Annotated in this window: 21 protein-coding genes; 10 read left to right on the top strand and 11 right to left on the bottom strand. The window is 66.0% G+C overall.

Going from position 1 to position 22,163, the window contains the following annotated elements:
• Positions 1-46 precede the first annotated feature (46 nt).
• Positions 47-622 carry a polyhydroxyalkanoate synthesis repressor PhaR gene (phaR, locus tag JAO75_RS01510; protein WP_199046065.1) on the top strand — a complete coding sequence of 192 codons (576 nt, stop codon included), beginning with the start codon at positions 47-49 and terminating at the stop codon, positions 620-622.
• A 7-nt stretch (positions 623-629) separates the two neighbouring features.
• Here phaR and JAO75_RS01505 read toward each other — a convergent pair whose 3' ends face one another.
• From JAO75_RS01505 to mtgA, 3 genes are all read right to left on the bottom strand, one after another.
• Positions 630-2,258, bottom strand: coding sequence for an EAL domain-containing protein (locus tag JAO75_RS01505; protein WP_199046063.1), 1,629 nt, complete (start codon positions 2,256-2,258; stop codon positions 630-632).
• Positions 2,259-2,463: 205 nt separating this feature from the next.
• Positions 2,464-2,649, bottom strand: a complete 186-nt coding sequence (rpmF, locus tag JAO75_RS01500) for a 50S ribosomal protein L32 (protein ID WP_036358586.1) — start codon at positions 2,647-2,649, stop codon at positions 2,464-2,466.
• Positions 2,650-2,799: 150 nt separating this feature from the next.
• Positions 2,800-3,591 (bottom strand): monofunctional biosynthetic peptidoglycan transglycosylase, encoded by a 792-nt coding sequence (mtgA, locus tag JAO75_RS01495; protein ID WP_425523136.1) that lies wholly within the window; start codon positions 3,589-3,591, stop codon positions 2,800-2,802.
• Here mtgA and JAO75_RS01490 point away from each other — a divergent pair.
• Positions 3,590-4,516 carry a polyprenyl synthetase family protein gene (locus tag JAO75_RS01490; protein ID WP_199046062.1) on the top strand — a complete coding sequence of 309 codons (927 nt, stop codon included), beginning with the start codon at positions 3,590-3,592 and terminating at the stop codon, positions 4,514-4,516. The two genes, mtgA and JAO75_RS01490, sit on opposite strands and share 2 nt — an antisense overlap.
• Before the next feature lie 7 nt (positions 4,517-4,523).
• On the opposite strand, the gene JAO75_RS01485 is transcribed toward JAO75_RS01490, so the two are convergent.
• The 7 genes from JAO75_RS01485 to JAO75_RS01455 form a co-directional block, all read right to left on the bottom strand.
• The gene (locus JAO75_RS01485; protein WP_199046060.1) at positions 4,524-5,198 is read right to left on the bottom strand and encodes a nitroreductase family protein; all 675 of its coding nucleotides are present in this window, start codon (positions 5,196-5,198) and stop codon (positions 4,524-4,526) included.
• Positions 5,199-5,247: 49 nt separating this feature from the next.
• Positions 5,248-5,823 (bottom strand): GNAT family N-acetyltransferase, encoded by a 576-nt coding sequence (locus JAO75_RS01480; protein ID WP_246742306.1) that lies wholly within the window; start codon positions 5,821-5,823, stop codon positions 5,248-5,250.
• A 111-nt stretch (positions 5,824-5,934) separates the two neighbouring features.
• Positions 5,935-7,881: a potassium transporter Kup gene (locus tag JAO75_RS01475; RefSeq protein WP_199046056.1), complete on the bottom strand. Its 1,947-nt coding sequence runs from the start codon at positions 7,879-7,881 to the stop codon at positions 5,935-5,937.
• Positions 7,882-8,123: 242 nt separating this feature from the next.
• The gene (ispG, locus tag JAO75_RS01470) at positions 8,124-9,410 is read right to left on the bottom strand and encodes a flavodoxin-dependent (E)-4-hydroxy-3-methylbut-2-enyl-diphosphate synthase (protein WP_199046054.1); all 1,287 of its coding nucleotides are present in this window, start codon (positions 9,408-9,410) and stop codon (positions 8,124-8,126) included.
• A 148-nt stretch (positions 9,411-9,558) separates the two neighbouring features.
• The gene (locus JAO75_RS01465) at positions 9,559-10,065 is read right to left on the bottom strand and encodes a Fur family transcriptional regulator (protein ID WP_199046052.1); all 507 of its coding nucleotides are present in this window, start codon (positions 10,063-10,065) and stop codon (positions 9,559-9,561) included.
• 168 nt (positions 10,066-10,233) lie between these two features.
• The gene (locus tag JAO75_RS01460; RefSeq protein ID WP_199046050.1) at positions 10,234-10,884 is read right to left on the bottom strand and encodes a class I SAM-dependent methyltransferase; all 651 of its coding nucleotides are present in this window, start codon (positions 10,882-10,884) and stop codon (positions 10,234-10,236) included.
• Positions 10,881-12,047, bottom strand: coding sequence for a glycosyltransferase family 4 protein (locus JAO75_RS01455; protein ID WP_246742305.1), 1,167 nt, complete (start codon positions 12,045-12,047; stop codon positions 10,881-10,883). The genes JAO75_RS01460 and JAO75_RS01455 overlap by 4 nt, the downstream gene beginning before the upstream one ends.
• Before the next feature lie 109 nt (positions 12,048-12,156).
• Between JAO75_RS01455 and JAO75_RS01450 the strand changes: the two genes are divergently transcribed.
• From JAO75_RS01450 to cydB, 6 genes are all read left to right on the top strand, one after another.
• Positions 12,157-12,486, top strand: a complete 330-nt coding sequence (locus JAO75_RS01450) for a SemiSWEET family sugar transporter (protein ID WP_199046046.1) — start codon at positions 12,157-12,159, stop codon at positions 12,484-12,486.
• Positions 12,487-12,513: 27 nt separating this feature from the next.
• Complete coding sequence (locus JAO75_RS01445) at positions 12,514-13,683, top strand: DNA topoisomerase IB (RefSeq protein ID WP_199046044.1); 1,170 nt, start codon at positions 12,514-12,516, stop codon at positions 13,681-13,683.
• 97 nt (positions 13,684-13,780) lie between these two features.
• Positions 13,781-14,104, top strand: coding sequence for a hypothetical protein (locus JAO75_RS01440; RefSeq protein WP_199046043.1), 324 nt, complete (start codon positions 13,781-13,783; stop codon positions 14,102-14,104).
• Positions 14,105-14,180: 76 nt separating this feature from the next.
• Positions 14,181-15,059 (top strand): MBL fold metallo-hydrolase, encoded by an 879-nt coding sequence (locus JAO75_RS01435; protein WP_199046042.1) that lies wholly within the window; start codon positions 14,181-14,183, stop codon positions 15,057-15,059.
• A gap of 73 nt (positions 15,060-15,132) precedes the next feature.
• A complete protein-coding gene (locus tag JAO75_RS01430; RefSeq protein WP_199046041.1) occupies positions 15,133-16,569 on the top strand; it encodes a cytochrome ubiquinol oxidase subunit I in 1,437 nt (478 codons plus the stop codon).
• An 11-nt stretch (positions 16,570-16,580) separates the two neighbouring features.
• Positions 16,581-17,630: a cytochrome d ubiquinol oxidase subunit II gene (gene cydB / locus JAO75_RS01425; RefSeq protein ID WP_199046040.1), complete on the top strand. Its 1,050-nt coding sequence runs from the start codon at positions 16,581-16,583 to the stop codon at positions 17,628-17,630.
• Between the two features lie 130 nt (positions 17,631-17,760).
• Here cydB and JAO75_RS01420 read toward each other — a convergent pair whose 3' ends face one another.
• Positions 17,761-18,609, bottom strand: a complete 849-nt coding sequence (locus JAO75_RS01420) for a hypothetical protein (protein ID WP_199046039.1) — start codon at positions 18,607-18,609, stop codon at positions 17,761-17,763.
• 406 nt (positions 18,610-19,015) lie between these two features.
• On the opposite strand from JAO75_RS01420, the gene JAO75_RS01415 reads away from it, so the two are divergent.
• Together JAO75_RS01415 and JAO75_RS01410 are read left to right on the top strand one after the other, a co-directional pair.
• Positions 19,016-20,785, top strand: a complete 1,770-nt coding sequence (locus JAO75_RS01415; RefSeq protein WP_199046037.1) for a type I secretion system permease/ATPase — start codon at positions 19,016-19,018, stop codon at positions 20,783-20,785.
• On the top strand, positions 20,786-22,111 hold the full coding sequence (locus JAO75_RS01410; protein WP_199046035.1) for an HlyD family type I secretion periplasmic adaptor subunit: 1,326 nt from the start codon (positions 20,786-20,788) through the stop codon (positions 22,109-22,111).
• Positions 22,112-22,163: the final 52 nt, after the last annotated feature.

The raw sequence follows: 22,163 nt of genomic DNA, 5'->3' as shown, positions 1-22,163 counted from the left end.
AGGGATGCCGGGACCGGTGGATTTCCCAGGAGCGTATCGGGTCAACATGGCGACGGACAAACAACCGACAGTCATCAAGAAATATGCCAACCGCCGCCTCTATCACACGGGCACCTCCACCTACGTGACGCTGGAAGATCTGGCCGGCATGGTGCGCAAAGGCGAGGACTTCGTGGTTTACGACGCGAAGTCCGGCGAGGAGATCACTCGCTCGGTTCTGGCCCAGATCATCTTCGAGCAGGAGAACAAGGAGGGGCCGAACCTTCTGCCCGTGACGGTGCTGCGCCAGCTGATCCGCTTCTATGGCGACAGCATGCAGGCCCTAGTGCCCAGCTACCTCGAATTCTCCATGAACAATCTGTCCCAGGAGCAGCAGAAGCTGCGGGAGCAGATGGCGCAGGCCTTCGGCCCCTCGGCCTTCCAGGCCATGGAAGAGCAGGTGCGCAAGAACATGGGCTTCTTCAGCGAGGCCATGCGCATGTTCTCGCCCTTCCCGCAAGGAACCGCAGGCGCGCCCGAGGCCAAGCCCGCTCCCAAGGGGGAAGGACCCGACGACCTCGATACCCTGAAGCGGCAGATGGCCGACATGCAGGCCAAGCTCGACAAGCTGGCGACCAAGTAAGTCGCTTCTATCCGCGCGCCTTCTTCAGCATCTGCCGGAGCGCGGACGGCTGCACGATGGCCTCCGGCTCGCCGAACAAACCGCCCTGCAGGTAGTCCACGCCCCAGGCGGCGAGAAGCCGGGCGGTCGTCTCGTCGTCGACCCATTCGGCCGCAAGGGCGATCCCCATGTGCTGCGCCCGGTCGACCAGGGTGCGCACATGGAGACGGTCGTCCGTGGAGCGCTTGAGCGGCTGGATGAAGGCGCCGTCGATCTTGAGAAGGTCGATCGGCAGCACCCGCAGATGGTCCGGGGCAACATGGCCCGCCCCATAGCCCGTGAGCGCGATGCCGACGCCGAGCGCCTTCATGGCGTGGAGGCGGCCGAGATTGCGCCGGCACTCCACGAGAGCCATCTCGGGGATTTCGAGAACGAGCCGGGCCTCGATGCCCGGACGGGCGCCGAGATGCGCCGCCAGCATCGGCAGCCATTCGGCGTCCTGGAGGGTTTTGGCCGAAACGGGCAGCGCCAGGCGCCGGTTCGGATTCCGGGCCAGGTGGTCGGCGGCCAGCTCCAGCATGCGCCCGTCGACGAGCAGGGGAAGGTTGGCCTTCTCCAATCCGGGTGCGGGGCCGAGCGGAAGGGGGCGCCCGTCCGCTCCGGTCGCCGAGGCGCTGGCGTGAGCCAGCATCGGTGCGCGGGTCTGCGCATCCACCAGGGGGCTGAAGGCCAAGGCCAGGCTGCGGTCGTTGAGGGCGGCAACCCAGTCGAAGGGCGTCCGCTCGGCGGGCGCGGGCCTCGCCGAGCGAGGTTTGTAGAGAGCCAAGGCGTCGCCCCGCTCGGCGGATGCCGCCAGGGCCTGCTCGGCAAAGCGCAGCAGCTTGGTGGCCTTGAAGGTGTGGTCCGGCGCGCAGGCGGCGCCCAGGCGCAGCGACGAAGCGGCCGGATGATCCTGCAGGAGCCCGGACAGGCGCCTCATGGCGCCTGCGGCGTCCGCGGCCGGGCAGTTGGTGAGGGCCAGGGCAAAGCGGTTCGGCCCGAGCCTGGCGAAAACATCGTGGTGGCGCATCATCGGGCGAAGCCGGCGGGCGATCTCCGCCATCTCGTCCACGGCATCCGGTTCGAACACGCCGACGATGAGCGTGCAGGTCTGGGAAACGCGAACAGCCTCATTGACGGCATCCTGAATGCGGCAGAGAAGCGCCGAGCGCTCCTTCAGCACCGCCGGCAGGAGATCTCGGGCGCCGGAGGCGGAATCCACGCGCAGCTGGCCCCGTGCGAAGGCGGGCCGCCCCTGGAGATCCGGAAGCCAGCGGCCGGCATCCTCGACCATGACGACCCGGTCGGGCTCGAGCCTCAGGGCATAGCGGGTCTCGTAGGCATGCTGGGGCGGCTCCGTGGCCGCGATGGCCTCATCGCGGGCAAGGCCGCAGCCCGGCTCGCCCAGCTGGGCGAAGGCTTGGCCGGTCTTGGGCAGGTCCCTGGACGAGAGGCCAAGAGCCTCGGCCGCGCCAGGCCCCCAGGTCAGAGCGTCCGTGACCATGTCCCAGGCATAGAGCACGCCGGCGACGGACAGACGGGAGGCGGCAGCCTGACCCTTGCGCGGCAGCCGGGAAGCTCCCTTGAACAATCCCAACGGGCTCTGCCGCTTCGCCATCACTCTCACCCTTGGAAAACGCACACCGGGGCGGCGATACATGGATCGCGGTTGAGCCGGCCCTGGAGAACAAGGATGCAGGATCGGCCTTCAGGCTTAAGGAAGCGTAAAAAGCGCTGGAAAATCAGGAGCTCTGGGGATTGCGGGCATAAAAAAAACCGGCGCCCGAGGCGCCGGTTTTTGATGCTCGCATGTCGCGCAGGAATTACGCGTCAGCCTTCACCTTCAGGACCTGACGGCCACGGTACATGCCGGTCTTCAGGTCAACGTGGTGAGGACGGCGCAGCTCGCCGGAATCCTTGTCCTCGATATAGGTCGGGGCCTTCAAGGCATCGGCGGAGCGACGCATGCCACGCCGCGAGGGCGACGTCTTTCTCTTAGGAACGGCCATTTCTCGTCTCCGGTAAATAAAGCGGAGCGCCCGCTCAACCGGGGAACGCTCACATCTCAAACTTGATGAGGTTGCGCCTCATACAAGGTCTGCGAGCAAATATCTAGCCCCCTGGTGCATTCGGGGCGTTTTTCATTGCCGCAGGCAGCATCACGGCTTGAGGCAATCGGTGAAGGGCGCAGCCCGTACCATGCGGACCTGCAGCTGCCCGGCGAGCGCCCGATGCCCCGGCCTCGGGCGGGCCGGATTGCGCGCCAGGGGATTGGGCAGGGCCCGGGCCAGCAGGGCGGCTTCCCGGGCGTTCAGGTTCCTGGCGGACTTGCGGAAATATTTCTGGGCGGCGGCTTCGGCCCCGAACACCCCGTCGCCCCATTCGGCGATGTTGAGATAGACCTCCATCATCTGGCGCTTGGACCAGATCAGGTCGAGATAGAGCGCCACCGGGATCTCCAGGCCCTTGCGGATGTAGGAGCGGCTCGGCCACAGGAAGAGGTTCTTGGCCACCTGCATGGGAAGGGTCGAGGCGCCGCGGGCCGGCCCGTCCCCGTCCGCCGCCTCGACCACGTCCCAAAGGGCGTCCCAGTCGACGCCGTTGTGCTCGCAGAAGCGGCTGTCCTCGGCGGTCAGAACGGCGAGCGGGAGGCTGGGCGAGATCTCGTCCAGGCTGACGAAAGTCCGCTCCACCGGCTGAAGGGTGAGCCAACGGCCGAGCATGAGAGTCGAGACCGGCGGCACGGCCCAATACAAAAGCCCTAGCCAAAAGACCGCACCGACCCATAAGAGAACGAGACCGAGGCCGATCTTGACGAAGCGGCGGAGGAAGCGCCCAGCCGTCATCGGCTCCCGGGGCTGTCCCGACCGCAGCGTCCATTTCGACCGCGATTGCTCACCCACGTTCCCCTCGGGCGGAGCGGCGGCCCCACCCGAATCCAGGCTCATCATGATGCCATCTACCCCTACTTTCACGACGCGGCTCTCGGAGGCCGCGAGAACCGTCGAAGCCAGTCTCGAAGCCTTGCTATCAGACAAAGTCGCTCCCGGCGAGATTGCCCGCCCGCCCCGGCTCATGGCCGCCATGCGTCACGCCGCCCTAGGAGGCGGCAAGCGCCTGCGCCCCTTCCTGACCATCGAGGCGGCCCGCCTCCTCGGGGTGGAAGGGCAGGGGCCGCTGAGGGCCGGCTGCGCCGTCGAGCTTCTTCACTGCTATTCCCTGGTGCATGACGACCTGCCGTCAATGGACGATGACGACCTGCGCCGGGGCCACCCCACGGTGCACAAGGCCTATGACGAGGCCACGGCCATTCTCGTGGGCGATGCCCTCCAGACCCTCGCCTTCGAGGTTCTCGCCGATCCGGCGACGGCCTCGGACCCCTCCGTCCGCTCCGATCTCGTGCTGGGCCTCGCCCGCGCGTCGGGCCTCGGCGGCATGGTGGGCGGCCAGCTCCTCGACCTCTCGGCGGAAGGCCGCTACGGAACCGCGACCCTGAGTGAGGCGGATGTGCGCCTGCTCCAGATGATGAAGACGGGCGCCATCCTGGCCTTCTCCGTGGAGGCGGGGGCGATCCTAGGGCAGGCCGACGGGACGACCCGCGGGAGTCTGCTCGACTACGGGCGAGCCCTGGGTGCCGCCTTCCAGGTGGCGGACGACATCCTCGACCGGGAGGCTTCCGCCGAAGCGCTCGGCAAGCGCACCGGCAAGGACCAGGAGAAGGGCAAGGCCACGCTCGTGGATCTCCTCGGCATGGAGGGCGCCCGCCGCGAGTGCCGCCAGCTGGTGGACAAGGCGCACGCCTGTCTCGACCGGTTCGGTGTGAAAGCGGACACCCTGCGCGAGGCAGTGCGCTTCGTGGTCGAGCGGCAGGTCTAGCGGTCGATCAAAGCCAGGACGCGATCTTCTCCAGCGGCTTCTTGAGCCCGCCATAGACCGGAACCCGGCAATCCTCTGCCGGGTAGCCCGCCACTAAGAGAATGTAGGGCTTCTCCGTGTCGGGTCGGCCGCAGATCTCGTTGAGAAAGCCCATGGGGCTGGGGGTGTGCGTCAGCGTGACGAGGCCCGCCTCATGCAAGGCCGCAATCAGGAAGCCCGTGGCGATGCCCACCGATTCCGGCACGTAGTAGTTCTTGATCCGGCGCCCGTCTGGTCCTTCGCTCGATCGCTGCCCGAAGATGGAGATCAGCACCGGGGCGGTCTCCAGAAAATTCTTGTGCTCGTCCGTGCCGAGGGGCGCCAGGGCATCGAGCCATTCCTGCGGGGCGCGACCGTTGTAGAAGTCGCGCTCCTCGACCTCCGCCTCCTCCCGGATGCGCCGCTTCGTCTCCGCGCCGGTGATCACGGTGAAGTGCCAGGGCTGGAGATTGGCGCCGGACGGCGCCGTGCCGGCGGCCATGAGCGCGTACTCGATCACCTCCCTGGGAACGGGCTTGCTGGAGAAGTCCCGCACGGTGCGGCGCCGGCGAATGGTCTCGTAGAAGGCGCGGGCGCGGTCGACCATCTCCTCGGGCGGATAGGAACGGTATGTGCTCAGAGGTTCGAGAACCGGCTTCGTCATGCGATGCTCCAGAGGGATCGACGGGGTTTCGTTAGATCACCGGCCAGCCTTACCCCGCAAGGGCGGCCGCCTCCGAATCCGCTTCCGTCGGCACCCAGAACTGGAGCTTCACGTGCCCGGGCCGGCCATTGTGCGGAACCGTGCCGGAAGGCACGCCGCCGCTGGCGAGGATTACCTTCCGCGAGGCCTCGTTGTCGTCGTCGCAGGTGATCAGGACCCGGGAGAATCCCTCCTGGCGGCAGACAGGCAGGATCATGCGCAGGGCCTGGGTGGCATAGCCGCGCCGCTGCTTCCACGGCACGATGGTGTAGCCGATATGGCCGTAGGCGGTGGGCGGCAGCGCTTCCGTGCCGCGCTGGAAGCGAAAGCCGATCCGGCCGCAGAACGCGCCGTCGCTGATCCAGAAATCGTGCGCAGGCAGGCGCGGCACCTCGCGCCCGTCGGCCAGGCGGATCATCGGGCTGTTGTAGAGGTCGTGAAGGAAGCGCTCGGGATTGCGGCGCAGTTGCCGGAGCTGTTCGCGGCTGACGTCATGGTCGGTGTTGGGCGACCAGCCGCGGGCAAGGGCGTCTTCATAAGCGGGCAGCCAGTCGAGGCTCGGGCGGATCAGGGTAATGTCGGTCATGGCGGCTCGAAAGTGACATCGCGCCGCCACGAGGGCAATATGCTCACGCATCGTGCGAAAAGTGGCCCCGGTTTTTCGGCCCACACGATGCGCAAGTTTTGGGTCCGATGCCTATACCGTCACCTGGGTGCCGACTTCCACCACGCGGCCGGTCGGGATCTGGAAGAAGTCCGTCGCGTCGCTTGCCGATTTCGCGAGGCCGATGAACAGCTTGTCCTGCCAGAGCGGCATGCCCGACTGGCTCGCCGGCCGGATCGAGCGCCGCGACAGGAAGAACGACGTCGCCATGATGTCGAACTTGAAGCCCTGCTTGCGCAGGATCGCCAGCCCGCGCGGGATGTTGGGCGTCTCCATGTAGCCGTAGCTCAGGCGGATGCGCCAGAACGAATCGCCCACATGCTCGATGGAGACGCGGTCCTCGTCGTCCACGCGCGGGATGTCGGCGCTGTTGACCGTGAGGATCACGTTTTTCTCGTGCAGCACCTTGTTGTGCTTGAGGTTGTGAAGCAGCGCGGCGGGCGCGGTGTCCGGATCGCTCGTCAGGAACACGGCGGTGCCCTTCACCCGGTGCGGCGGGCTCTTCTCCAGCATCTGCACCAGCTCGACGAAGGGCACGTCGACCTTGCGGGTCTTCTCGAACAGGATCCGGGTTCCCTTCACCCAAGTGAACATGATCACGAAGAACGTGCCGGCGATCAGCAGGGGCACGTAGCCGCCGTCCAGGAGCTTCACGAGATTCGAGGACAGGAATGTGAGGTCGATGAGAAGAAGGGGAATCATCACCAGCCCGGTCTTTACCGGACCCCAGCCCCAGCTCCGGCTCATCACGATGCAGGCGAGCAGCGTCGTGACCACCATGGTGCCGAACACCGCAATGCCGTAGGCGCTGGCGAGGTTGCTCGACGAACCAAACAGGATCACGAGCGTCACGACGGCAGCGAGCAGCAACCAGTTCACGCGCGGCAGATAGATCTGGCCCTGGTGCGTCTCGGACGTGAAGCGAACCTCCAGGCGCGGCATGATGCCGAGCTGAACCGCCTGCCGGGTCAGGGAGAAGGCGCCGGTGATCACCGCCTGGCTCGCCACGATGGTGGCGAGCGTCGCCAGGATGACCAGCGGTAGGAGCAGCCACGGGGGCGCCAGCAGGAAGAACGGATTGGCGATGGTCTCAGGATTCGACAGGACGAGAGCGCCCTGGCCGAGATAGTTCAGGGCAAGCGCCGGAAACACGACCGTGCCCCAGGCCATGCGGATCGGCTTGCGGCCGAAATGACCGAGGTCGGCATACAGCGCTTCCGCACCCGTGACGGCAAGGCACACGCTGCCCAGGATCGCGAAAGCCGTTCCCGGGTGGGTGACGAGGAAATGCACCCCGTAATACGGATTGAAGGCGAGCAGGACCTCCCAATCGTCTGCGATGTGGAGGAGGCCGAGGCACGCCATGGTCACGAACCACAGGAGCGTGAGGGGGCCGAAGAAGGTCGCCACCTTTCCGGTGCCGCGGCTCTGGGCTGCGAAGAGTGCAATGATGATCGCGAGCGCTCCCGGCAGGACATAGCTCTCGAAGGAGGGGGCGACGAGCTTCAGGCCTTCCAGAGCGGAGAGCACAGAGATGGCCGGCGTGATCGCGGCATCGCCATAGAACAGGGCCGCTCCCGCCATGCCCATCATCAGCACGGGCAGGCTCCGGCGCCCGAGGGCGAGCTGGGTGAGGGCCACCAGCGTCAGCGAGCCGCCTTCGCCCTTGTTGTCGGCCCGCAGCAGCAGAATGACGTATTTCGCCGTGACCGTGAGGATCAAGGCCCAGAGCAGCAGCGACAGGATGCTGATCACCAGCTCACGGGTCAGATCGACCGGAACGCCATGGTGCCCTCCTGTCGCAGCCATCACGGTTTCGCGCATGGCGTAGAGCGGGCTGGTGCCGATATCCCCGTAGACGACGCCGATGGCGCCGAGGGTCAGGGTCCAGAAGCTCGCCTTGTGATGGCTTTCGGGAAGGGTGGCCTCCGGGACCGCGGAATCCGCGTGCCCTGGGGCAACAGCATGCTGTTCTGCCATGTGTGCTTTTCTTTGCGGACGTGCCCGCGGACGGCCTTGTTGAAACACTCTGCAAACGACGAAGGGCAGCCCCTTCTCAAAGCATCGGACCCAAAAGCGGAAGCCATTGTCGGGATCCGCTTTTCCGCACGATGCGCTCATGAACGCAGCGGCCGTCATTGCCGGCGCGGCGGCTGTCTAGCACATCGCGCCTGAGCTTAAAACGGTATTTCGCCCGGGATTCTACGGTCCGGCTTGCCGCCTCATTCGGCGGCATCGCGCCCGGCCTGGCCATAATTCTTGTCGATGTAGTCGATGACGATCTTCTGGAAGTCCTGGGCCAGCGTCGGCCCGCGCAGGGTCATAGCCTTCTTGCCGTCGATGAAGACAGGAGCGGCTGGCTGCTCGCCGGTGCCGGGAAGCGAGATGCCGATATTGGCGTGCTTCGATTCGCCCGGCCCGTTCACGATGCAGCCCATCACGGCCACGTTCAGGTTCTCGACGCCCGGATGAGTCCGGCGCCACTCCGGCATGGAGGTGGAGATCCAGGTCTGGATGTCGCGGGCCAGCTCCTGGAAGACGGACGAGGTGGTGCGCCCGCAGCCGGGGCAGGCGGCCACCAGGGGCACAAAGGTGCGGAACCCCATGGTCTGGAGCAGCTCCTGGGCCGTCTTGACCTCCAGCGTCCGGTCGCCGCCGGGCTCCGGCGTGAGCGAAAAGCGGATCGTGTCGCCGATGCCCTGCTGGAGCAGGATGCCGATGGCGGCCGACGAGGCCACGATGCCCTTCGTCCCCATGCCGGCCTCGGTGAGGCCGAGATGGATGGCGTAGTCGGAGCGGCGGGCGAGGTCCTGGTAGACGGCGATCAGGTCCTGCACGGCCGAGACCTTGGCCGAGAGGATGATCCGGTCGCGCCCGAGGCCGATCTCCTCCGCGCGGGCGGCCGAGAGCAGCGCCGACTGGATCATCGCCTCGCGGGTGACCCAGCGCATGTCGCGCGGGTTCGCCGAAGCGGCGTTCTCGTTCATCAGGTGCGTGAGCAGTTCCTGGTCGAGGGAGCCCCAGTTGGCGCCGATGCGTACGGCCTTGTCGTGCCGGATCGCCTGCTCGACGATGGCGCCGAACTGCCGGTCCTTCTTTTCCTTGAAGCCCACATTGCCGGGATTGATGCGGTACTTGGCCAGCGCCTCGGCGCAGGCCGGGTGATCGGCCAGCAGCTGGTGGCCGATATAATGGAAGTCGCCCACGAGAGGCACGTCCACGCCGAGCCGGTCGAGTCGCTCGCGGATCTTCGGCACGGCGGCCGCTGCCTCGTCGCGGTCCACCGTGATGCGTACGATTTCCGAGCCTGCCCGGGCCAGCGCCGCCACCTGGGCGACGGTGGCGTCCACGTCGGCCGTGTCCGTGTTGGTCATCGACTGGACCACGATCGGAGCGCCGCCGCCGACCATGACGGGGCCGACCATCACGCCCACCGTACGGTGGCGCGGAGCGGGGCCGCCTGCGCTCTCGGATGCGGGATCGGTCTCAGGAGACGAGATGAAGGACATGTACAACCCACGACGGCAGCTCCGGGCTGCCGTCGTTTAGCTGATGCCAAAAGCCCCCTTCGTCAAGCGCGGCTTGGGGCATGGAACGCAAAAGTGAGCTTGCCCTTTCGTGATCCACGCGGTGCGCCGGCGGAGCAAAGGCAGGAGGTCAGTGAACGTCCTGGCAATGGACGCATCGGCCCGTGATCTCCAGGGCGCGGGCCAGGGGCTTATAGCCCTGCGCCGACAGCACCCTGCGGACGGTCGCCGCCACCTCCTGGCAGGTGATCTCGGTGGCTTCGCCGCAGCCGTCGCACACAAGGAAGGCCGGGGTCTCGCGGCTGCCGGTGCTGGCGATGTAGGCGTTGCGGCTCGCAAGGCGATGGGCCAGCCCCTGCTCGATCAGGAAGTCGAGGGCGCGATAGACCGTGATGGGAGCCATCCGCCGCCCCTGGGACGCGAGGGCATCGGCGAGGTCGTAGGCTCCCAGAGGCTTGGGTGAGCCCAGAAGCATCTCGAAAACGCGCCGGCGGATCGGCGTCAGCCGCACGCCCCTGGCCCGGCACAGGGCTTCGGCTTCCGCCAGGGTCCGCCTCCCGCTGTCGGAAGCGGGGGAAGTCTGGAAGCGCGCGCTGTCGGCGGGAAGGCGGTGCTGCAGGGCCGGAGCATGGACCATCGGGATCCCTCTTCGAATAAGGCTGAAGGTTGAAAGCGATGCGGCGCCACACCTGCTAATCAGGTAGATCCACCTCGTTCATAGAGGTTATAACACTACATGTTTCGAGAGGTAAACAGCAAAGTCGCTTCTTCGGGGGTTAAAAAATGTGCAAGCTTCGGCGCCGGCTCACGCCTGCCGGAAGCGCCAGACGCTCGACTTCTTGATATCGGAATCCTCAAGCGTGCGGGTGACCGGCACCTCGTAGACCGCTAGGTTCTCGAGCCGGTCCATGGGCAGGTAGCTGCGGCCCGGATCGCCGATCAGGACCGTCGATCCCCGGCTGCTCAGGGCCAGCAGCCATTCGGTCACACGGGCTGCGAGATCGTGCTCGTAGCAGATGTCGCCGGCCAGCACCGTGTCCCAGCCTCCATCCTGCCCGACGATGTAGGCCTGGAGCGGGGTGAGGGCCACCCCGTTGGCCTGCGCGTTGACCCCGATGGCCGCGATGGCGAAGGGATCGATGTCGCAGGCGGTCACCGCGGCGGCGCCCGCCTTCATGGCCGCGATGGCAACGAGGCCCGAGCCGGAGGCGAAGTCGAGCACGCGTCGGCCGCGTACCGTGTCGGGATGGTCCAGGATGTAGCGCGCCAGCGCCTGCCCGCCGGCCCAGGCGAAGGCCCAGAACGGCGGCGGAAGGCCGATCTCGCCCAGTTCCTCCTCGGTCTTCTGCCACAGCTCCGTGGCCTCGTCGGCCACGTGCAGGGCGATCTCCGGCGCGTGGGGCACGGGGCGAAGCCGGGTCTCGGCGAGGATGAAGGCGACCGGGTCGGCGATCATGAAGCCAGCATGGAGCGGTACAGCTCTTTGACGCTCTCCATCACGTCCCGTTCCGTGAAGCCGTCGAGAACCCGGGCGCGGGCGGCCTCGCCCATGCGGGCGAGGCGATCCGGCTGGCCGGAGAGGGCCAGCAGGGCCTCGCACAGGGCCGCGGCCTCGCCCGGCGGCACGAGCAGGCCTTCGACTCCATCCCGCACGAAGGTCCGGCAGCCGGGCACGTCCGTGGTGACGATGGCGCGGCCGCAGGCCGCCGCCTCCAGGAGGGTGCGCGGCAGGCCCTCGCCGCCGCGAGAGGGCAGGCAGGCGACATGGTGGTCCCGCCAGACGCCCGCGACGTCCCGCGTCGCGCCATGCCAGGCGATGCCGGGCTCCGCGCTCCACGCTTTCAGGGTTTCCTCGGGGATCGCCTTGGGGTTCGACGGATCGGGGGCCCCGTAGAGGGAGAGCTCGATAGGCGCGCCTTGCGCCCGTGCGGTGCGGACCGCTTCCACGGCCACGTCGATACCCTTGGACCAGAGCATGCGGGCGACCACCGCGACCTTGAGAGGGGGCAGGGGCGGCGTTGGTTCGGGCCTGAGGGCTTCGGGGTCGACCCCGGCGCCGCCGAGGATGGTGACGCGGGCGCCGGTTGGGTCGAGGCCGAGGAGTTTGGGATCGTCCGTGTTCTCGAAGAGGTAGCGGGTCCGGTCCGTCTGGAGGCCGCGCACCAGCAGGCGGACCGCCCGCTGCGACAGGCGCCCGACCGCGTCGCTCCGGGCGCCGAGAAAGCCGAGGCCCGTGAGCGCATAGACCCGCCGCCCGACGCCTGCGAGAGTGGCGGCAAAGCCGCCAAGCAGGATGCTCTTCAGAGCAATGCAGTGGACGAGATCGGCCTTCTCGGCCTTCAGGATGGCGGCGAGCTGGCCCGAGGCGTCGCCCATAGTGATGGGGTTCAGGCTGCGGCGCTCGATGTCGAGCGGCACGACCTTCGCCCCCAGGGCCTCGATGACCTCCCGGTGCGCACGCACCCGTGTGACCACCGTCACCGCAAGCCCCAGCTCGCGGGCGGCCCTGACCATGGGCAGGAAATGGGAGGCGAAGAACCAGTCCTCGGTGACGACGAAGACGAGCTTGCGGCCAAGGATCTCTGGGGCTTGGGTCTCGAGAGCGGGAGAGGAGGGCAAAGGACGATCCGGGTGAAGCAAGGCGCCCTTGTAACCTCCCTGCGAGGAGAAAGGGAACTCCCCTTCGCCGGCGCCCGTTGCCGTCGGCTTGTGCAACGGGAGGCGCTTCATGGCGGATTGGCTGCCGACACTTCTGGCGACAATCGCCGGCATTCTCTCCACGTCGAGCTTCGTGCCCCAGGTGCTGAAGGCGTGGCGCGAGCGGGACACGGCCGCGATTTCCAAGGGCATGTACATGGTCACCGTCACGGCTTTCGTGCTGTGGACCGCCTACGGGTTCCTGATCGGGGCGTTGCCGCTCATCATCTTCAACCTGCTGAGCTTAGGGTTGAGCGCCACCATCCTCGTCCTGAAGATCCGCAACGACCGCAGCGACACCCATACGCCACCCGCTGCGTCGACCTCGCGCAGGGAACCCGAAGCGGCGCGGCCCGGTTGACGTTCTGCTCGTTTATCAAGGCGCCCCATGCTGCTGGAACCCAATGCCACCTCTGAGAACATCGTCGATCCGCGGGATGCGGCTGAGACGGCAGGGCTGCGTTATGTCTCGGACGAGGAGCCCGGCATCCGGCGCAAGAAGTCCGGCAAGGGCTTCACTTACACGAAGCCTGACGGCGCGAAGGTTGCCGACAAGGCGACGCTCGATCGCATCAAGTCGCTGGCCATCCCGCCGGCCTATACGGATGTGTGGATCTGCTCCAGGGCCAACGGCCACATCCAGGCGACCGGACGCGACGCCAAGGGCCGCAAGCAGTACCGCTACCATCCGGCGTTCCGCGAGGTCCGCGAGAGCACGAAATACGAGCACATGCTCGAATTCGCCAAGGGATTGCCGGAGATCCGCAAGACCATCGACGCGCACATGAGCCTGCGCGGGCTGCCGCGCGAGAAGGTGCTGGCCACGGTGGTGCATCTGCTCGAGAACACGCTCATCCGCGTCGGCAACGCCGACTACGTGAAGCAGAACAAGAGCTACGGCCTCACCACCCTGCGCGACCCGCATGTGAAGGTCGATGGCGGTGAGCTGCGCTTCCAGTTCAAGGGCAAGAGCGGCAAGACCTGGAAGCTGCAGGTGAAGGACCGGCGCATCGCCAGGATCGTGAAAGCCTGCCAGGACCTGCCGGGTCAGGACCTGTTTCAGTATCTCGACGAGAACGGCGAGCAGCAATCGATCACTTCGAACGACGTGAACGCCTATCTCAAGGAAATCACCGGACGCGACATCACAGCCAAGGACTTCCGCACCTGGGCCGGAACGGTGCTGGCCGCGCTGGCGCTGATCGAATTCGAGGAATTCGACAGCGAGGCCAAGGCCAAGAAGAACATCCGGGCGGCCATCGAGAAGGTGTCGGCCCGGCTCGGCAACACGCCCAGCATCTGCCGCAAGTGCTACGTGCACCCTGAGGTGTTCTCCTCCTATCTCGAGGGCGAGCTTCTGCTCGAAATCAAGGAAGAGATCGAAACGGAGCTGCGCGAGGATCTGCCGTCCCTCAAGCCCGAGGAGGCTGCCGTCCTCACCCTGCTGCAGGAGCGCCTCTCCCGCGAGGTGAAGAAGCAGGAGGAGGAAAAGCCTGCAAAGAAGCGGCGTGCCTCAGGCAAGCAGCCGGAGAAGAGCCGGCCCGAGATCCGGGCTTGAGCGGCGCCCGATCTTCCGAAGCTTGACCTGAACCTTCTCCCGTGATCCATCGCCTCGTCCTGGCCGAGGATGACGGAGTTAATCGATGAGAGTGGTGGTGCTTGCGCTTTCGTTAGCCTGCTCGGTGACAGGCGGGCTGTCATCCGCGATGGCCCAGGATGCTCCGCCGAGATCCTGGCCCGAGGTGAAATGCGAGCGCTACGGGAAGGCCTGGGCGGAGGCGCTCACGCGGCGGGGCCGCCAGGGATTGAGCCCGGATTTCATCGAGCGTCACGAGGCTTTCCTCGCATCCGGCTGCACGGCGCGGGCCGATGTGTGCCCCCGGTCCGAAGAGGAGCTCAGCATGGCCAACATCATGGTCGTCGCGGCCATGAACGCCGGCACGGCCAGCACCTTCCCGCCCTTCGCCTGCCGCAAGTGAGCGACACAGGGCCTCTCGAACATTTCCCTCAACCCCCGCGTTAGGATTTCGCTTTCTTCATTCAGCGAGGTCCCTCATGCGCATCCATCACCTCAATTGCGGTTGCATGTGTCCGGTGGGCGGACGGCTCTGGGATGGGGTGAGCCGCGGGCTGACGGGACATCTGGTCTGCCATTGCCAGCTGATCGAGACCGACAGCAGCGGTCTGGTTCTCGTCGACACGGGCATCGGCGCCCGCGACGTGGAGGATCCCTACGAGCGCCTGAGCCCGCTCTTCGTGCACGTCAACCGCATCCAGCTGGAACACCGCTACACGGCTCTCGAACAAGTGAAGAGCCTCGGCTTCTCCCCGCGCGACGTGCGCCACATCGTGCTCACGCATCTCGATTTCGATCATGCAGGCGGCCTGGAGGATTTTCCGGACGCGACGGTCCATGTGCTGCGCGCCGAGGTCGAGGAAGCCGAGGTGCGGCAGGGCTTCATTCATCGCCGCCGCTACCGTCCCGAGCAATGGGACGGCGTGCGCGACTGGCGCTTCTACGACCCGACCGGGGAGCACTGGTTCGGCTTCGGCTCCGTGCGCGACCTCGACGGGTTGCCGCCCGAAATCCTGATGCTTCCCCTTCCGGGCCACACGATGGGACACGCGGGCATCGCCATCGATACGCCGGAGGGATGGCTGCTCAATGCGGGCGACGCCTATTTCCACCGGCACGAGATGGACGAGGATCCGTCATGCACCCTCGGGCTTCTGGCCTATCAGAAGCTCATGGAGGAGAACCGGCCGCTGCGTCTTCACAATCAGGAGCGCCTGCGGGACCTGGCGAACGATCCCGCCGGCAACGTCAGGATCTTCTGCAGCCACGACCCTGTCGAGTTCGAAGCCCTGCAGCGCCTGAGCACCGGATGGCGCCCGCTCCGTTCCGGATATGCGGCAGGAATAGAGTCGCACTGAGACCTCTCGCCCCTGGTCCCGGACTGCCGCCGCCCTAAAAGCAGGCAGGTACGTCGACAAGGGGAAGGCCGATATGGAATTCGATGCCCTGCTGCTCTCGCGCATCCAGTTCGCGTTCACGATCGCCTTCCATATCATCTTTCCGGCCTTCACCATCGGCCTTGCCAGCTGGCTCGCGGCGCTGGAGTTCAACTGGCTGCGCACGGGCAATCCGCTCTACCGCAATCTCTTTCGCTTCTGGGTGAAGGTCTTCGCGGTCTCGTTCGGCCTCGGCGTCGTGTCCGGCATCGTCATGAGCTACCAGTTCGGCACGAACTGGTCGCGGTTCTCCGAGTTCACGGGCAACGTCCTCGGGCCCGTCATCGCCTACGAGGTCATCACCGCGTTCTTTCTCGAGGCGGCGTTTCTCGGCATCATGCTCTTCGGCTGGGAGCGCGTCGGCGACCGTCTTCACTTCTTCGCCACCTGCATGGTGGCCTTGGGCACGCTCATTTCCGCGTTCTGGATTCTCTCCGCCAATTCCTGGATGCAGACGCCCGACGGCTTTGCCATCGAGAACGGCAAGGCGGTGCCGGTCGACTGGTTCAAGGTGATCTTCAATCCCTCCTTCCCGTTGCGCTACGCGCACATGGTGATGGGCTGCTACCTGACGACGGCCTTTGCGGTGGCCGGCATGTCCGCCTGGATGCTGCTGCGCCATCCGCACGATGCGCCGGAGGCGAAGCTCGCCGCCTCGCGGCGCTCGCTGTCCATGGCGCTGTGGTTCGCCACCATCTTCGTCCCGGTTCAGATCATCATCGGCGATCTTCATGGCCTCGGCGTGCTGAAATACCAGCCGACGAAGTTGGCTGCCATCGAGGGCAACTGGGAGCGCATGTCCAACATGCCGCTGCGCCTCTTCGCGATCCCCGACGAGGTGGCTGAGACGAACCATTACGAGATCGGCATTCCGAAGATCGGCAGCTGGATCCTGACCCATGCCTATGACGGCGAGGTGCCCGGGTTGAAGGAGGTGCCGCCCCAGGATCGCCCGCCGGTCTGGCCCGTGTTCTTCTCCTTCCGCATCATGGTGGCGATCGGCTTCGCGATGCTGGGGATAGGCCTCTGGAGCCTTTATCTGCGCTGGAAGGGCACGCTGTTCACCAACAGAACCTTCCTGACAGCGGCCATGATCATGACGCCGTCGGGCTTCGGCGCGGTGCTCTTCGGCTGGTTCACGGCCGAGATCGGCCGCCAGCCCTGGGTGGTCTACGGCCAGCTTCGCACGGCGGATGCAGTCTCGCCCGTCTCGGCCGGCGCGGTCACCGCATCGCTCCTGACGTTCATCGTCGTCTATGCCTTCGTGTTCGGCTTCGGCTCCTATTACCTCGCCAAGCTCCTGAGGCGCGGCCCCGATCCGGTCGAGGAGATCCGCGGCGATGATCTCGGCAAGAAACCCAAGCGCCCGCTCTCGGTGCCGGACGAAAGCATCGGAGGACGGCCCGGCGACAAAGCCCTGCCTGTTCGATAGGAGACGGCACCATGTTCGGTTTCGGAACGGAATACGAAGGACTGGCCTTCTGGCTGCCGCTGATCTGGTCGGGCCTCATCGCGGTTGCGGTGGCCATGTACGTGATCGTCGACGGCTTCGATCTCGGGGTCGGCATCCTGTTCAAGGCCGCCCACAACGAGAACTGGCGCGACCGCATGATGTTTTCCGTCGCGCCCATCTGGGACGGCAACGAGACCTGGCTCATCCTCGGCGGCGGCGGGCTCTTCGCCGTGTTCCATGTGGCCTATGCGGTGCTGATGCCGGCGCTCTACGTGCCGATCATCCTCATGCTGATCGCGCTCATCTTCCGCGGCGTGGCGTTCGAGTTCCGCTTCAAGGCGGAGCGCTCGAAATTCCTTTGGGACAATGCCTTCTTCTTCGGCTCCCTGACTGCCACCTTCTTCCAGGGCATGGTGCTGGGCGCCTTCGTGCAGGGCTTCGCCAATGACGGGCGCCAGTTCACCGGCGGCACCTTCGACTTCCTCACGCCCTTCAGCGTGCTCACCGGCGTCAGCCTGATCTTCGGCTATGCGCTTCTGGGCGCGACCTGGTGCGTGATGAAGACCACGGGCGAACTGGAGATCTGGGCGCGGCGCATGGCGGTGCGCTTTCTGCTGCTCACCATCGTGGCCATGGCGGCGGTGTCCCTGTGGGTGCCGTTCCTCGGCCGCGAGATCGAGACGCGCTGGTTCTCCTGGCCCAACATCGCCTTCCTGGCGCCGATTCCCCTGGTCACGGCCTATCTGGCCTACCGGCTCTTCCGCGATCTGGAGGAGGGGCGCCATTACCGGCCCTTCTTCCTGACCATCGGGCTGTTCCTGCTCGGCTACCTGGGTCTGGGCATCAGCCTCTTTCCCTACAACGTGCCGCCGAACCTCACGATCTGGGACACGGCCAACACGGTCAGTTCGCAGCTCTTTGCGCTCGTGGGCTTCGCCATCGTCATGCCGCTCACGTTTGCCTACACGGCCTATGCCTATTGGGTCTTCCGCGGCAAGGTGGCGGAGGAGATCTCGGGCGGCGGCTACGGATATCACTGATGCGGGACGACGCGCATCGGCCTGGAGAGCGGCGCGGGAAGCGCCTGCTCTGGTTCGTCCTTCTTTACGTGGCGAGCCTCGCGATCTTCGCGGGGCTCGTCTACAGCCTGCGGGGTTTGGTGGCCGATGTTTACCGATAGGTGCCGATGAAGCCCTTGTCGGTGAGCACGACCCAGCGGGTGCCGCGGCGCTCGATGGCCTCGACCTTGCCGACGCCGGGCAGGATGCCGCCGGGCATGACCTCGTAAAGCCGGCGGTTGCGGCTCTCCACGAGCGCCGCGCCTTTGTAGACCTCGCGCAGCACCCAGCCGTCCACGGGCTCGCTCTTGACGGATTTAGGGGCAGGCGCCTCTTCCCGCGCCGCTGCTTCCGTGACCGGAGGTGCCGCGGGAGCAGGAGGCGTCGCAGGCTTCGTGGTCAGGGCCGCCAGGGTGGTCGCGATCTGGCTTTCCATCTTGTCCAGCCGTCCCTCGATCGAGGAGAGCTTCTTGGCAGGCTCCTGGAGGGTGATTGCAAGCCGTTCGACCCTATCGGTGAGCTTCGCCTGTGCCGACTTCGCCGTAGTGGATGCGGTGTGTTCGATCTCCTTGAAGGCCGCAGCCGTGGTCTTGAGAGCTTCGAGGTCGCTGCTCAGGCGCGCAAGGATCTCCTGGCTGCGGGCAGTCTCGGCTTCGAGCTTCTCGATGGCGTCGCGGTTGGCGAGCGTTCCCAGATAAGAGGCGGACCAGCCGGTCCCGATCAGCAGAAGGGCCATGGCCGCCTGTGCGATCAACCCGGAGGGGACGACCCGGCGGCCGGCAGCATCCGAGGCCTTCGCTTCGGACGGCTGGAGCGCCAGCTTGGCGCTCTCACGCGCGCTCTCGATGGCCGCGGCCAGGGCAGCGCTGGCCGGAGAGACGTCGCGGACGGTGCTGTCGGACGATGCCCCGGCCTCTTGCTTGGCTGAATCGCGATCCTGAAGACGTTCGGTGCTGTCCATAATGCGACCTCATTTGCAGGTCACAGACGATTAACCACGAATGTTTACCAAAGCGTTATGGTGAAGGTTAGTGGTTGCAGCGCAACCCTCTCTAAACAAAGAGGTAGGGTGATTTTGCGCACATTGATGAAGATCTATTAAGAACTTTTTATTGACATAGTTACATATAATAGGGTTACAACAGGTGGCGTAACGGAAAGCGACACCTTAGGGGCACTTCAATACCCATAAGAGTAGTGAGCAACGCGGGCCACCAGGCCTAACTATGAAGAGATACTCTTGTGGGGCCAAAACCCCGATATGGCAGCCATCGCCAAATGGCCACCGCTGTGCTAGGTGATAACCTTGCGGAGCGGCACTGCAATCAAGCTAGCGCCGGTTACGCGTGCGCTGATGGAAAGAAGACATGAAGCAGGCATCGAGAAATCGGGAAGAAAGCACAGAGGTCCAGGACGCTCTGAAATCCTGCCTTCCTTCGTTCACGGGGGTTGCCGTTTTTTCGGCGGTGGTCAACCTTCTGGCCCTGACGGGCTCCATTTACATGCTCCAAGTCTATGACCGGGTGCTGTCGAGCCAGAGCATCGCTACCCTGATCGGCCTCTCCTTGATCACGCTGGCGGCCTACTCGCTTTCGGGCGGCCTCGACATGATCCGCAGCCGGATGCTGGCGCGCATCGGCGCCCGTTTCGACGAGCTCCTGTCGCATCGTGTCTTCGACCTCGTGGCCACGATGCCGCTGAAGGGCGCCAAGCAGGCCGAGAGCATGCAGCCGATCCGCGATCTCGACACGATCCGCGGCTTTCTCTCGAGCCTCGGCCCCACGGCCCTGTTCGACATGCCCTTCATGCCGATCTTCCTCATCGGCTGCTTCATGATCCATCCGGGCATCGGCGTTCTGTCGGTGGTGGGCGGTGTCATCATCATCGGCCTCACCATCTACACGGATGCCAAGAGCAAGGCGCCGTCCTACGAGGTGACCAAGAGCGGCGCCGAGCGGCACGCGATCGCGGAGACCAGCCGCCGCAACGCTGAGTCCATCCGTGCCAACGGCATGCTGGGCTTCCTGGCCAAGCGCTATGACGAGGTGCATGTCCGCCACGTCAACGACGGCCTGATGGCGAGCGAGTCGTCTGCCGGCATCAGCGCCTTCGCCAAGGTGTTCCGCATGGTCCTGCAGTCGGCCGTCCTGGGCCTGGGCGCCTACTACGTGATCAAGGGCGAGATGTCGGGTGGTCTGATGATCGCCGGCTCGATCCTGATGTCCCGCGCCCTGGCGCCCATCGAAATCGCCGTGGCGCACTGGAAGGGCTTTACCGCCTCCCGCCAGGCCTATCGCCGCCTCGCGCACATCATGTCCATCGTGCCGGCCCAGGGCCAGCGCATGCCGCTCCCCGCGCCCAAGTCCACCCTCCTGGTGGACGAGGTCTATGTCGGTGCGCCGGGCGCCCCGCTGCCCATCGTGCAGGCCGCCACCCTCCAGCTCCAGGCCGGCCAGGGCCTGGGCCTCATCGGCCCCAGCGCTTCCGGCAAGTCGACGCTCGCCCGTGCGCTCGTCGGCGTGTGGCCGACCCTGCGCGGCGAGATCCGCCTGGACGGCGCCGCCCTCGACCAGTGGGAGGCCGATCCGCTCGGCCGCCACATCGGCTACCTGCCGCAGGACGTGGAACTGTTCGAAGGCACCGTGGCCGAGAACATCGCCCGCTTCCAGCCCGACGCCAAGCCGGACGACGTCATCATGGCGGCGCAGACGGCCGGGGCCCACGAGCTCATCCTCAACCTGCCCGACGGCTACGACACCCGCATCGGCGAAAGCGGCGCATCGCTCTCGGGCGGCCAGCGTCAGCGCGTGGCGCTCGCCCGCGCCCTTTACGGCAACCCGTTCCTGGTCGTGCTCGACGAACCGAACGCCAGCCTCGACGGCGCCGGCGACGAGGCCCTGAACCAGGCCATCCTGGCGGTGAGGAAGCGCGGCGGCATCGTGGTCGTCATCACCCACCGCCCGGCCGCTCTCGGCCAAGTCGATCAGGTCGCCATTATGGAAGAGGGCCGCATCAAGGCCGTCGGCCCGCGGGACGAGGTCCTGCAATCCGTCATGAAACGCAATGCGACGCCGGCTCCGGTGCGCCCGCAGCAGGCGCCCGCCGCCCAGGCGGCTAGCCTGCGAGAGGTTGGTTAAATGTTGGTCATTCAAGCTCCCGAAAAGAAACCGTCCGTCCACCAGCGGATCCTGCGCCAGTCCACCATCGGCGGCGTGGCCATGATCGCCCTGTTCGGCGGCACGATCGGCCTGTGGGCGGCGACCTCGACCCTGTCCGGCGCCGTCGTGGCCGGCGGTCAGTTCGTGGTCGACACCAGCGTCAAGAAGATCCAGCACTCCACCGGCGGCATCGTCGGCGAGCTGAAGGTCCAGGAAGGCGACCGCGTCTCCCAGGGCGATCTCCTGATTCGCCTCGACGAGACGGTGACCCGCGCCAACCTGCAGGTCGTCGCCAAGCAGCTCGACGAGTATCTCGGCCGCCAGGCCCGCCTGGAGGCGGAACGCGACGGCGCGTCCGAGGTCGCGACGCCGGCCGAGTTCGCCAACCGGCTCAACGATCCGGCCATTCACAAGATCATGTCCTCGGAGCGGACCCTGTTCACCGCGCGCCGTGCCTCCCGCGAGGCGCAGAAGGATCAGCTCAAGAAGCGCATCACCCAGTCCCAGGACGAGATCCGGGGATTGAAGGCGCAGCAGGAAGCCAAGGCCCGCGAGGCCGAGCTGATCGTGGATGAGCTGAAGGGCGTCCGGGACCTGTACCAGAAGAACCTGGTTCCGATCACGCGCCTCAACGCTCTCGAGCGTGACGCCGCCAGCATCGAAGGCCAGCGCGGCCAGCTCATCGCTGCCGTGGCCCAGGCGGAGAGCCGCATCGCGGAAACCGAGTTCCAGATCATCCAGATCGACGAGCAGATGCTGGCCGAGGCTGTTCAGGAACTGCGCGAGATCCAGGGCAAGATCGCGGAATACACCGAGCGTCGCGTGGCCGCCGAAGACCAGCTCAAGCGCATCGACATCCGCGCGCCGAGCGACGGCTTCGTCCACCAGCTCAACGTTCACACCATCGGGGGCGTGATCTCGCCCGCCGAGCCGGTGATGAACATCGTTCCCGTGAACGAGAAGCTCGAGCTCGAGGCCCGGGTTCTCCCCAACGAGATCGATCAGGTGAAGATCGGCCAGAAGGCAACGGTGCGCGTCCATGCCGCCAATGCCCGCCACACGCCGGAGCTGCACGGCAAGGTCACCCGCATCTCGGCGGACGTGTCCCGCGACCAGCAGACCGGCATGACCTTCTACACGGTCAGGGTCGACCTGCCTCAGGATCAGATCAAGAAGCTCGATAAAGTGCAACTCATCGCCGGCATGCAGGCGGAAGTCTTCGTCGAGGTGAACGAGCGCACCCCGCTGGAATACTTCTTCAAGCCCATGAAGGAGCAGATCGCCCGCGCCTTCCGCGAGCACTAGCCTTCTGTAATGACCTTGCGTAATCAGACGCGGCCGGATCCCTCAGTCCGGC

The sequence above is a fragment of the Microvirga splendida genome (assembly GCF_016427565.1).
GTDB lineage: Bacteria > Pseudomonadota > Alphaproteobacteria > Rhizobiales > Beijerinckiaceae > Microvirga > Microvirga splendida.
The sequence above is the reverse complement of the archived record's forward strand: the minus strand, read 5'-3'. Positions and strand labels throughout refer to the sequence as shown.

Bases quoted from the DNA above. Each gene is read 5' to 3' on its own strand.
- JAO75_RS01480 (WP_246742306.1), bottom strand. From the start codon at position 5,823: ATGACCGACATTACCCTGATCCGCCCGAGCCTCGACTGGCTGCCCGCT.
- mtgA (WP_425523136.1), bottom strand. From the start codon at position 3,591: ATGATGAGCCTGGATTCGGGTGGGGCCGCCGCTCCGCCCGAGGGGAAC.
- JAO75_RS01420 (WP_199046039.1), bottom strand. From the start codon at position 18,609: ATGGACAGCACCGAACGTCTTCAGGATCGCGATTCAGCCAAGCAAGAG.
- JAO75_RS01435 (WP_199046042.1), top strand. From the start codon at position 14,181: ATGCGCATCCATCACCTCAATTGCGGTTGCATGTGTCCGGTGGGCGGA.
- JAO75_RS01450 (WP_199046046.1), top strand. From the start codon at position 12,157: ATGGCGGATTGGCTGCCGACACTTCTGGCGACAATCGCCGGCATTCTC.
- phaR (WP_199046065.1), top strand. From the start codon at position 47: ATGGCGACGGACAAACAACCGACAGTCATCAAGAAATATGCCAACCGC.
- JAO75_RS01460 (WP_199046050.1), bottom strand. From the start codon at position 10,884: ATGATCGCCGACCCGGTCGCCTTCATCCTCGCCGAGACCCGGCTTCGC.
- JAO75_RS01485 (WP_199046060.1), bottom strand. From the start codon at position 5,198: ATGACGAAGCCGGTTCTCGAACCTCTGAGCACATACCGTTCCTATCCG.
- JAO75_RS01490 (WP_199046062.1), top strand. From the start codon at position 3,590: ATGATGCCATCTACCCCTACTTTCACGACGCGGCTCTCGGAGGCCGCG.
- JAO75_RS01475 (WP_199046056.1), bottom strand. From the start codon at position 7,881: ATGGCAGAACAGCATGCTGTTGCCCCAGGGCACGCGGATTCCGCGGTC.
- JAO75_RS01465 (WP_199046052.1), bottom strand. From the start codon at position 10,065: ATGGTCCATGCTCCGGCCCTGCAGCACCGCCTTCCCGCCGACAGCGCG.
- JAO75_RS01505 (WP_199046063.1), bottom strand. From the start codon at position 2,258: ATGGCGAAGCGGCAGAGCCCGTTGGGATTGTTCAAGGGAGCTTCCCGG.
- JAO75_RS01410 (WP_199046035.1), top strand. From the start codon at position 20,786: ATGTTGGTCATTCAAGCTCCCGAAAAGAAACCGTCCGTCCACCAGCGG.
- rpmF (WP_036358586.1), bottom strand. From the start codon at position 2,649: ATGGCCGTTCCTAAGAGAAAGACGTCGCCCTCGCGGCGTGGCATGCGT.
- ispG (WP_199046054.1), bottom strand. From the start codon at position 9,410: ATGTCCTTCATCTCGTCTCCTGAGACCGATCCCGCATCCGAGAGCGCA.
- JAO75_RS01430 (WP_199046041.1), top strand. From the start codon at position 15,133: ATGGAATTCGATGCCCTGCTGCTCTCGCGCATCCAGTTCGCGTTCACG.
- JAO75_RS01415 (WP_199046037.1), top strand. From the start codon at position 19,016: ATGAAGCAGGCATCGAGAAATCGGGAAGAAAGCACAGAGGTCCAGGAC.
- cydB (WP_199046040.1), top strand. From the start codon at position 16,581: ATGTTCGGTTTCGGAACGGAATACGAAGGACTGGCCTTCTGGCTGCCG.
- JAO75_RS01445 (WP_199046044.1), top strand. From the start codon at position 12,514: ATGCTGCTGGAACCCAATGCCACCTCTGAGAACATCGTCGATCCGCGG.